Below are 9,489 nucleotides of genomic sequence, written 5' to 3' on the forward strand. Positions count from 1 at the left end.
GGACGCTTCCTTCGAGCCGCCTTCCAGCGGGCCCTCCGGGCGCTTCGTTCTTTCGTGTTTCCAGCTTATCAGATGTTTTCCGCTCCGTTTTCCGGAGTTTCATTCATCCGATTTCCCGAACTGGCCGGGGCCGCTTTCCGCGACGACCTCCACATTAGCGCATTTCGAGTGTCACCCGAAATTCACGCTCACCCTGTCGGCGCAGACGCCGAACGACCCAAGCTAATGGGCAACGAGGTGAGAGTGGGGTTACCAAGTGGTGTGGCCGCTTCAGCGACTCGTTCAACACTAGGCCACCTGGAGGTCATCGTCAAACGCCGAGGGCGGGATCCGGCTGGATCCCGCCCTCGGTCGTCGAAGCCGCTGGTCAGCGGCGTCAGGTTTCGGTCACGCCACTCGTGTCACACGGTCTGTGTCACACGGTCTGTGCCACACGGTGTGGATCACGCACTCACACCGCGGCCGGCGCGGTCAGCTCGGCCGCCGCCAGGTTGCGCTTCCCCCGGCGCAGCACGAGCCAGCGGCCGTGCAGCAGGTCGGCCTCGGTCGGCACGGCCTCCTCGTCCGTCACCTTGACGTTGTTGAGGTAGGCGCCGCCCTCCTTGATCGTCCGACGGGCGGCCGAGCGGCTCGGCGCCAGGCCGACGGCGACCAACAGGTCGACCACCGGCTGGAGTTCGGCGACCTCGGCCTTGGGGACCTCGGCCAGGGCCGCCGCCAGAGTCGGGGCCTCCAGGTCGGCGAGCTCGCCCTGGCCGAACAGCGCCTTGGACGCGGCGACCGCGCGCTCGTACTGGTCGGCGCCGTGGACGAGGGTGGTGAGCTCCTCGGCCAGGGCGCGCTGGGCCAGGCGGGCGGCGGGGCGCTCGGTGGTCTCGCGCTCCAGCTCTTCGATCTCCTCCTTCGAGCGGAAGCTGAAGATCCGCAGGAAGTTGGAGACGTCCCGGTCGTCCGCGTTCAGCCAGAACTGGTAGAAGGCGTACGGGGTGGTCAGCTCGGGGTCGAGCCAGACCGTGCCGGACTCGGTCTTGCCGAACTTGGTGCCGTCGGCCTTGACGATCAGCGGCGTGGCCAGCGCGTGCACGGACTTGCCGTCCGCCTTGCGGATCAGGTCCGTGCCGGCGGTGAGGTTGCCCCACTGGTCGCTGCCACCGGTCTGCAGGGTGCAGCCGTAGCGGCGGTTCAGCTCCAGGTAGTCCATGCCCTGGAGGATCTGGTAGCTGAACTCGGTGTAGCTGATGCCCGCGTCGGAGTTGAGCCGCCGGGCGACGGCCTCCTTGGCGATCATGTTGTTGACGCGGAAGTACTTGCCCACGTCGCGCAGCAGGCTGATGGCCGACATCCCGGACGTCCAGTCCAGGTTGTTGACCATGCGCGCCGCGTACGGGCCCTCGAAGTCGAGGAAGCGCGAGATCTGGCCACGCAGGCGCTCGACCCAGCCGGCCACCGTCTCGGGGTCGTTGAGGACGCGCTCCGCGGTGGGCTTGGGGTCGCCGATCAGGCCCGTGGCGCCGCCGACCAGGCCGAGCGGGAGGTTCCCCGCCTGCTGGATGCGGCGCATGGTGAGGATCTGCACGAGGTTGCCGAGGTGCAGGCTGGGGGCCGTCGGGTCGAACCCGCAATAGAACGTGACCGGGCCGTCCGCGAACGCCTTGCGCAGTGCGTCCTCGTCGGTGGACAGGGCGATCAGCCCACGCCACCGCAGCTCGTCGACGATGTCCGTCACGGTCACGCTTCTCCTTCGATCGGGCGTCCGGCCCGGTGCCGGCCCGGTTCGGTCGGGCCCCGGGTCGGTACGACTCCAGCCTGATAGAGCCTACGCGGTCCCGGCCAGCGAGTTTTCCCGAGGCACCGTCCCCGCTCCCCGAACGGGCTCCGCCGTGTCGACCGGGACCGGTCGTGCGGCCCCAGGGCGCCTCTCCGACACCGGAAATTCCGTTGTTCGTCGGCCACGGGCCCATTCAGAGTGGTCCCACCGCCGTGCGGCGGCAGTGACGTGTGTGGAGACGGTCGTGCCGCCGTGGCACGCCCGTGGGAAGGGTGTGCCGAGGTGCGCAACACGCTGGTTCTGAACGCGAGCTACGAGCCCCTGACGACGGTGTCGCTCCAGCGCGCCGTCGTCCTGGTGCTCCAGGACAAGGCGGTGGTGGAGCAGGCGCATCCGCTGCGCACGGTCCGGGGGACGGGCGTCACCGTCCCGGTGCCCTGGGTGATCAGACTGCAACGGTACGTACGGGTGCCGTTCCGACAACAGGCGCCGTGGTCGCGGCGGGGTGTCCTGGCCCGTGACCAGCACCTGTGCGCGTACTGCGGGCGGCGGGCCACCACGGTGGACCACCTGCAGCCGCGGTCGCGCGGTGGTGAGGACAGCTGGCTGAACACGGTGGCCGCGTGCGCCGAGGACAACCAGCGCAAAGCCGACCGGACGCCGGAGCAGGCGGGGATGAACCTGCTGCGCCGCCCGTTCGTGCCGACCCCGCAGGCGACCCTGATGCTGGCGCTCGGCCTGCGCGACTCGGAGGCCAGGGAGCTCGCCGACTGGCTGCCGGTCGTGCCCGCGGCCTAGTGCCACGGCACTAGACACGCCCGGGCGGTGGTCGGCTAACCCTTGGCCTGGTAGCCGGCCGCCGTCCCGAAGTTCGCCGAGTGCTCGGGGACCACGACGACCTTGCCGCCGCCGATCAGCACCCGGCCCGAGATCAACAGCGAGCCGGTGCCCGGCGGGAAGTTGCCGCCGGTGGACTCGTGGCCGCCGGTCACCGCGAAGCGGCTGAGGTGGGCGGGCTGGTCGCGGCGCTCGTCGGCGGCGAGCACGAGGGAGCCGCCGTCGAGGGCGACCGCCCGCAGCACGCCCTTCTCGGCGGCCTGCGCCTTCCAGCTCTGCTTTCCGCTGTCGAGGTCGTAGCCGACCGCGACGACGGCGCCGTTGCCGTTCGCCGGCGCCAGCGTGGTGACCATCGTCCGGTCCTGGAAGAAGACCCCGGGCGTGGCCGAGAACGTGCCGTGGGCGACGTCCAGGCGGCCGGCGTCGGTGGTCACCGGGATCTCGGCGGCCGGGTCGCCGGTCGCGCCCCAGGCGAACACCCGGTCGTCGGCCGGCTTCTCGCCGGTGGTGAGGACGACGGCAGGCTCGGCGGAGAGCACCGTCACCGTCTTCGGGTTGTTGTTCAGTCCGCGCCACCAACCGACCTTGCCGTCGGCGGTGTTGAGCGCGACGGCCTGGCCGGCCGGGGTCGAGTCGGCACACGAGGAGGCGACCATCACGGTCTTGCCGGCGACCCCGCCGGAGAGCGTGCAGAACTTGCCCTGCCCGGTGTACTGCCAGACGTCCTTGCCGTCGGCGGCGTCCCACGCGATCGCCCGGTCGTCGCCGACGGCCACGACCTTGTCCTCCGTGACGCCGACGTGCGCGGTGTAGGCACCCTTGGCGTCGGACACGGTCTTCGTCCACGCGGTCTTGCCGCTCTTGGTGTCGACGGCGGCGAGCAGCGTGCACGGGCTGTTCGGATCCGCCTGGGCCCGGAACAGCACGGCGCCCACACCGGACGGGTTCACGCTCGGCGACAGCCCGCACGGGACGGCCCCGGCGGCCGGCGGCTCGACCGCCCACACCGGCTTGCCCGCCGCGAGGTCGTACGCGCGCACGCCGGCGGCATCGGCCCGGACCACCGCGTCGGCCAGCAGCCAGCTCCCGACCAGCGTGTCGTCCGCCCCGGGCTGGGCGGACACGGCCGGCTGCGCGGACCACGCCTTGGTGTGGGCGACGGTGAAGCCGGGCTCACCGCCGCCCCCGCCGCCCGACGTGGACGCGCTGCCGCTGCCCTCGATGCCGACCATCAGGCCGGCGGCTATCAGGACGCCCAGCGCGGCGAAGCCGGCACCCGTGCGGACCAGGAGCGCCTTGCGGCTGGGCACGTGCTCGCCGGTCAGGACCGCGTCGGCGGCGGCGCGGGCCTTGTCCGCGAGCGAGGAGCCGCCGCCCTTGGCGTTCTTGCCGCCGCCGTCAGCACCCCGGCGCGAGGCCGATCGGGATGACACGACGGGCTCGGGGACTTCCGACGACTCCGACTCCCCCGGGGCCACGGGCTCCGGCTCGGTGGGCTCGATGTGCACGTAGCCGTCGGCCGAGTACTCCGCGCCCGCCGGCACGTACAGGCTGTCCTCGGCGGGCTGCTGCGGGACGGGCGCGGCGTACTCGGCGTACTGCTGCTGCTCGTAGCCGGGGTACTGGTGGTAGGGCTGGTAGGGCTGCTGGTACGGGTCCTGGGCATAGCCGCCCTGCCCGTACACCGTCTGCCCGTGCTGGTCGTACCCGTACTCGCCGTACCCGGCGGGCTGCCCGTACTCGCCCTGCCCGTAGCCGGCGGTCGTCTGCCAGTGCCCCTGCTGGATGTCCTGGCCGTACTGCTGCTCGGGGTAGCCGCCCTGCCAGTCCTGCGGCTGCGGCTGCGGCTGCTGGGGGTACCACGCCTGCTGCTGGGAGTCTCCGAAGGGCTCCTGCGCCATCCGTTCCGTCCCTCCCGAGCCGCCTGCACTGCGGCAGTCAGCATCTCACGCCCGCCGGAGGGCCCCGCTCCGGCCTCCGTCAGGCGGCGGACTCGGCGCGCAGGGCCTCGTCGATCCGGGCGGCGAGGGTGAAGTCGAGGCTGGTGAGCCCGCCCGCGCTGTGGGTGGACAGGACGAAGCGCAGGGTGCGCCAGCGGATGTCGATGTCGGGGTGGTGGTCCATCGCCTCGGCCTGTCCGGCGACGGCGTCGACGACGCGGATCGCCGCCGGGAAGTCCGGGGCGTCGGCGGTGCGGACGATGGCGTCGCCCTCCCGTGACCACTGCGGCACGTCGGCCAGTGCCGTCGTGATCGCGTCCTCGCTCAGCCGTACCCTGCTGCTCATCGATGTGCTCCCGTGCGTCGTCCGGTCGGGGTGCGGGTCAGGCGGCCTTCCGGCGCGGACGGGTCACCAGTTCGCCGCCGCAGTTGGGGCAGGCGGCGGCCATGGCCTCGGTGCAGTCCGGGCAGAAGGTGCACTCGTAGGAACATATCGAGGCGGGGCCGTCGGCGGTCAGCGACACCGCGCAGCGCTCGCAGGTCTCGCGCATCTCCAGGGCCATGGGGGTGCTCCTTCGCATTTTCCTACGGTCTGATGAGCGCTCAGCCCATCAGCAGCTTGACGACGGCCACGAGTCCGACCACCACGATCACCGCACGCAGCGCCACCGGCGGAAGGCGGCGTCCGACCTTGGCGCCGACCAGACCGCCGAGCAGCGAGCCGACCGCGATCAGCCCGGCGGCCGTCCAGTTCACCGTCGAGGTGAACAGGAAGAATAGCGCGGCCACCGCGTTGACGATCATGGCGAGCGCGTTCTTCACGGCGTTGATGCGCTGGAGGTTCTCCTGGAGGAGCATGCCCATCAGCGCCATCAGCAGGACGCCCTGCGCGGCGCCGAAGTAGCCGCCATAGATGCCGGTGAGGAAGACGCCGCCGAGCAGGACGAGGCTGCCGTCCGGGTCGCCGCCGGGGCGGCGGCGGGCGGCGACGGCCTTGGCCACCCGGGGCTGGATCACCACGAGGACGAGGGCCAGCAGGATGAGCACCGGGACGATCGCGTCGAAGGCGCCGCTCGGCAGGGTGATCAGCAGCACGGCGCCGACCAGTCCGCCCAGCAGGGAGGCGGTGCCGAGGCGCAGCAGGCGGCGGCCCTGGTCGGCCAGTTCGCGGCGGTAGCCGATCACGCCGCTGAGCGAGCCGGGCACCAGGCCGAAGGAGTTGGACACGTTGGCGGTGACCGGCGGGATGCCGACGGCGAGCAGGACGGGGAAGGTGATCAGGGTGCCGGAGCCGACGATCACGTTGATCATCCCGGCACCGACGCCCGCCACCAGGACGGCTATCGCCTCCCAGAGCGTCACGGGTCACCTCTTCCTTTCGTCCGGGTCCGAAGGGATCATGCCGGACGGCCTGTCGAACCGACCAGCCCCGACCACCATGCGGAACACCCCGGAAACGCCGGGGGCCCGCCTCCGCACCTCTCGGTGCGACGGCGGGCCCTCCCGCGTCACTGCCTTACGGCGTCACCGCCTCACGGCGTCACCGCGGCCCGGCTCACTCCGGGTCGATCTTGCGGTACTCGCGCGCCGGGTCCACCCGCGGGCGGGCCGCACCCTTGTCGATGTCCACCGGCCGCGGGCCCGCCGCCGAGTCGATCGGCACCTGGGTGGCGGCCGGGGCCGCGGCCGGGACGCTCGGGGCCGCGACCGCGCCGCCGTTCACGCCACCGCCGGCCATGCCGGTGAACGCGCCGCCGAGGCCCTTGAGCGCGTCGCCGACCTCGCTCGGGATGATCCACAGCTTGTTGGAGTCGCCCTTGGCCAGCTCGGGCAGCGTCTGCAGGTACTGGTAGGCGAGCAGCTTCTGGTCGGCGTCGCCGTCGTGGATCGCCTCGAAGACCGTCCGGATCGCGGCCGCCTCACCGTCGGCGCGCAGCACCGCCGCCTGCGCCTCACCCTCGGCCTTGAGGACCTCGGCCTGCTTCTCACCCTCGGCCTTGAGGATCTGCGCCTGGCGCTGGCCCTCGGCGGTGAGGATCGCGGCGCGCTTGTCACGGTCGGCGCGCATCTGCTTCTCCATCGAGTCCTGGATGGAGGTCGGCGGCTCGATCGCCTTCAGCTCGACGCGGTTGACCCGGATGCCCCACTTACCCGTCGCCTCGTCCAGGACGCCGCGCAGACCGGCGTTGATGACCTCGCGGGAGGTCAGGGTGGACTCCAGGTCCATCGAGCCGATGATGTTGCGCAGCGTGGTGACGGTGAGCTGCTCGATCGCCTGGATGTAGCTGGCGACCTCGTAGGTGGCCGCCCGGGGGTCGGTGACCTGGTAGTAGATCACCGTGTCGATGTTGACGACCAGGTTGTCCTGGGTGATCACCGGCTGGGGCGGGAACGGCACGACCTGCTCGCGCAGGTCGATGCGGTTGCGGACCCGGTCGATGAACGGGACGACGATGTTCAGACCTGCGTTGAGGGTCCGGGTGTAACGGCCGAAGCGCTCCACGATGGCGGCGCTGGCCTGCGGGATGACCTGGATCGTCTTGATCAGCGCGATGAAGGCCACCACGACCAGGACGACCAAAACGATAAGGACGGGTTCCACGGACTCTCCCCTAGACGACCAGGGCGGTCGCGCCCTGGATTTCGACGACGTCGACCTGCTGCCCCGGCTGGTACACCGAGTCCGGGTGGAGCGCGCGGGCCGACCAGATCTCGCCGTTCAGCTTGATCCGTCCACCCTCCCCGTCGACGGTTTCCGCGACGACCGCGGTGGCGCCCTGGAGCGCCTCGATGCCCATCTTGATGTTGGGGCCCCTCTTCAGCTCCCGGTAGGCGATCGGGCGGACGACCACCAGCAGCGCGACCGAGACCACGACGAACGTCAGGGTCTGCCAGACCACCCCCGCGCCCAGTCCGGCCACGCCGGCCGCCGCCAGCGCGCCGACCGCGAACATGGCGAACTCCGGCATCGCGGTGAGCACCAGCGGTATGCCGAGCCCGACGGCGGCCAGGAGCCACCACAACCAGCTGTCCACGAAATCCATCCTAGGGACGAAGGGCCTTCGTGGCGGACAGTTCCCGCAGGTCGAGGGGCGGAAACCGGTCGGGCGTGCGACCGGTTCCCGCGGCGCGCCGGGGCGGTTGTCGGACGGGGGCTCAGCCCAGCGGCAGGCCCTGCGCCGACCAGCGGTCGCCGTGGCGCTCCAGGGTCAGCGGCAGGCCGAAGCACTTCGACAGGTTGCGGGCGGTCAGCTCGGTGTCGATCGGGCCAGCGGTGAGGACCTTGCCCTGACGGATCATCAGGACGTGGGTGAAGCCGGGGGCGATCTCCTCGACGTGGTGGGTCACCATCGCCATCGCCGGCGCGAACTCGTCCTGGGCGAGCGCGCCGAGGCGGCGGATGAGGTCCTCGCGCCCGCCGAGGTCCAGGCCGGCGGCCGGCTCGTCGAGCAGCAGCAGCTCGGGATCGGTCATCAGCGCGCGGGCGATGAGGGTGCGCTTGCGCTCGCCCTCCGACAGGGTGCCGAACTTGCGGTCGGTGAGGCCCGACATGCCGAGGCGGTCCAGCAGCGCGAGCGCGCGGGACTCGTCCGACTGCTCGTAGCTCTCCTGCCAGCTGACCGTCATGCCGTAGGCGGCGGTCAGCACGGTCTGCAGCACCGTCTGCTCGGCCGGCAGCTTGTCGAACATGGCGGCGCCGGCCAGACCGATCCGGGAGCGCAGCTCGAAGACGTCGATCTCGCCGAGCTTCTCGCCGAGCACCGAGACCTTGCCCGAGGTCGGGAAGAGGTACGAGGAGGCGATCTGCAGCAGCGTGGTCTTGCCGGCGCCGTTCGGGCCCAGGATGACCCAACGCTCACCCTCGGAGATGGACCACGAGACCTGGTCGACCAGCGCGCGCCCCTCCCGGACCACGGATACGTCCACCAGCTCCAGCACGTCGCTCATGCCTACGCCTTCCCCAATACAAGATTTTCGGCCGTCGGTGCGGGCGGCGAGCCTACTCCGGCAGCCGGTGGGCACGGGGTGGCTGCGCCGCACGCGCATGGGCAAACCTACGCCACGCGGATGACCGCCGATTCCGTAGGCTGGCCGGATGCTCGCGACTCCTGCCGACAATCCGTACGAAGAGCCCCGTTCGGGGCGACTGACCGCCTGGGGCAACGCCCTGCTCGCCGGGCTGGTCGCGCCGGACAACGCCGCCGCGGCCGTCCTCGGCGACGACGAGGGCCACCGGGTGACCGGCCTGCCCGGGGACGAACCGGGCGAGCTGCACGGGCTCACGTGGGCGCTGGGCCGGCTGAGGGTGCTCGGCGTGCGGGGCCTGCGGCTGGCGCTGCCCTCGGCCGGGCACCCGCTCGGGCTGACCGGCCCGGCGCCGTTCAACGAGCGGGCCATGGGCGTGGGCGAGGCCGTCCTGGCGGTGGGCGCGCCGCTCGGGCTGGTGCCCGAGATCGAGGTCTTCGGCCCGGCCGGGGACCGCTCGGCGACCGTGCTGTGGCGCTGCTCGACGGTCAACGACGGGCCGCCGGCCGACGTGCCGTCCCTGCACGAGGCCGAGCGCGAGCTCGCCGACGGGCTGCGCGAGGCGACCGTCCTGCTCACCCGCCTCGACGTGGCCGGCGCAGGACCGGAGGCGCTGCGGGCCCTGGACGCGTACCGCCGCCGCGGCCACGCGGAGCTGCTCGCGCCCGGCTACCCGGCCCGCGCCGTCCGCGTCCTGGAGTCCGCCCGCCAGGTGTCGGCGCTCCTGACGATCGCCTCCGGCGGCCACGGCGCCGCCGTCAGCGCGTCGGAGATGGCCGCCCGCCAGTCCGTCCTCGCTCCGCTGCGCCGCACCGCCCGCCGGGCCCAGGTGGCCGCCTACAACGCCCTCGTGGACGAGCGCCAGGACAGCTGAGCCCCGCGCGGGGAGTCGGCCGGCCCGACATACCCCGCCCCCCG

Annotated in this window: 11 protein-coding genes; 3 read left to right on the top strand and 8 right to left on the bottom strand. The window is 72.0% G+C overall.

Annotated features, from left to right (window positions below):
- The coding region (locus tag AB0O00_RS21530) for a hypothetical protein (protein WP_363654113.1) at window positions 1-226 on the top strand (226 nt) is incomplete at its 5' end.
- Window positions 227-451: 225 nt separating this feature from the next.
- Here the strand turns inward: AB0O00_RS21530 and tyrS are convergent.
- Window positions 452-1,726, bottom strand: a complete 1,275-nt coding sequence (gene tyrS, locus AB0O00_RS21535; RefSeq protein ID WP_363654130.1) for a tyrosine--tRNA ligase — start codon at window positions 1,724-1,726, stop codon at window positions 452-454.
- 324 nt (window positions 1,727-2,050) lie between these two features.
- Here tyrS and AB0O00_RS21540 point away from each other — a divergent pair, with 324 nt between their 5' ends.
- Window positions 2,051-2,566, top strand: coding sequence for an HNH endonuclease (locus tag AB0O00_RS21540; RefSeq protein WP_363654115.1), 516 nt, complete (start codon window positions 2,051-2,053; stop codon window positions 2,564-2,566).
- 35 nt (window positions 2,567-2,601) lie between these two features.
- On the opposite strand, the gene AB0O00_RS21545 is transcribed toward AB0O00_RS21540, so the two are convergent.
- The 7 genes from AB0O00_RS21545 to AB0O00_RS21575 all read right to left on the bottom strand — a co-directional run bounded on the left by AB0O00_RS21545 (window position 2,602) and on the right by AB0O00_RS21575 (window position 8,493).
- Window positions 2,602-4,506, bottom strand: coding sequence for a PQQ-binding-like beta-propeller repeat protein (locus AB0O00_RS21545; protein WP_363654117.1), 1,905 nt, complete (start codon window positions 4,504-4,506; stop codon window positions 2,602-2,604).
- A 79-nt stretch (window positions 4,507-4,585) separates the two neighbouring features.
- Window positions 4,586-4,891: a 4a-hydroxytetrahydrobiopterin dehydratase gene (locus AB0O00_RS21550; RefSeq protein ID WP_363654119.1), complete on the bottom strand. Its 306-nt coding sequence runs from the start codon at window positions 4,889-4,891 to the stop codon at window positions 4,586-4,588.
- Between the two features lie 37 nt (window positions 4,892-4,928).
- Window positions 4,929-5,108 (bottom strand): DUF1272 domain-containing protein, encoded by a 180-nt coding sequence (locus tag AB0O00_RS21555; RefSeq protein WP_363654121.1) that lies wholly within the window; start codon window positions 5,106-5,108, stop codon window positions 4,929-4,931.
- Window positions 5,109-5,148: 40 nt separating this feature from the next.
- The gene (locus tag AB0O00_RS21560) at window positions 5,149-5,907 is read right to left on the bottom strand and encodes a sulfite exporter TauE/SafE family protein (protein WP_363654123.1); all 759 of its coding nucleotides are present in this window, start codon (window positions 5,905-5,907) and stop codon (window positions 5,149-5,151) included.
- Between the two features lie 193 nt (window positions 5,908-6,100).
- Entirely contained in the window at window positions 6,101-7,147 is a 1,047-nt protein-coding gene (locus AB0O00_RS21565; RefSeq protein WP_363654125.1) for an SPFH domain-containing protein, read from the bottom strand.
- Window positions 7,148-7,157: 10 nt separating this feature from the next.
- The gene (locus AB0O00_RS21570) at window positions 7,158-7,589 is read right to left on the bottom strand and encodes an NfeD family protein (RefSeq protein WP_363654126.1); all 432 of its coding nucleotides are present in this window, start codon (window positions 7,587-7,589) and stop codon (window positions 7,158-7,160) included.
- A gap of 112 nt (window positions 7,590-7,701) precedes the next feature.
- Window positions 7,702-8,493, bottom strand: a complete 792-nt coding sequence (locus tag AB0O00_RS21575) for an ABC transporter ATP-binding protein (protein ID WP_363654127.1) — start codon at window positions 8,491-8,493, stop codon at window positions 7,702-7,704.
- A 148-nt stretch (window positions 8,494-8,641) separates the two neighbouring features.
- Here AB0O00_RS21575 and AB0O00_RS21580 point away from each other — a divergent pair, with 148 nt between their 5' ends.
- Window positions 8,642-9,445, top strand: coding sequence for a hypothetical protein (locus AB0O00_RS21580; protein ID WP_363654129.1), 804 nt, complete (start codon window positions 8,642-8,644; stop codon window positions 9,443-9,445).
- Window positions 9,446-9,489 lie beyond the last annotated feature (44 nt).

Source organism: Kitasatospora sp. NPDC093558, from assembly GCF_040683475.1.
Lineage (GTDB): Bacteria > Actinomycetota > Actinomycetes > Streptomycetales > Streptomycetaceae > Kitasatospora.

Excerpts from the sequence above, each read along its gene's own strand:
- AB0O00_RS21570 (WP_363654126.1), bottom strand. The coding sequence starts at position 7,589 with ATGGATTTCGTGGACAGCTGGTTGTGGTGGCTCCTGGCCGCCGTCGGG.
- AB0O00_RS21580 (WP_363654129.1), top strand. The coding sequence starts at position 8,642 with ATGCTCGCGACTCCTGCCGACAATCCGTACGAAGAGCCCCGTTCGGGG.
- AB0O00_RS21545 (WP_363654117.1), bottom strand. The coding sequence starts at position 4,506 with ATGGCGCAGGAGCCCTTCGGAGACTCCCAGCAGCAGGCGTGGTACCCC.
- AB0O00_RS21550 (WP_363654119.1), bottom strand. The coding sequence starts at position 4,891 with ATGAGCAGCAGGGTACGGCTGAGCGAGGACGCGATCACGACGGCACTG.
- AB0O00_RS21575 (WP_363654127.1), bottom strand. The coding sequence starts at position 8,493 with ATGAGCGACGTGCTGGAGCTGGTGGACGTATCCGTGGTCCGGGAGGGG.
- AB0O00_RS21555 (WP_363654121.1), bottom strand. The coding sequence starts at position 5,108 with ATGGCCCTGGAGATGCGCGAGACCTGCGAGCGCTGCGCGGTGTCGCTG.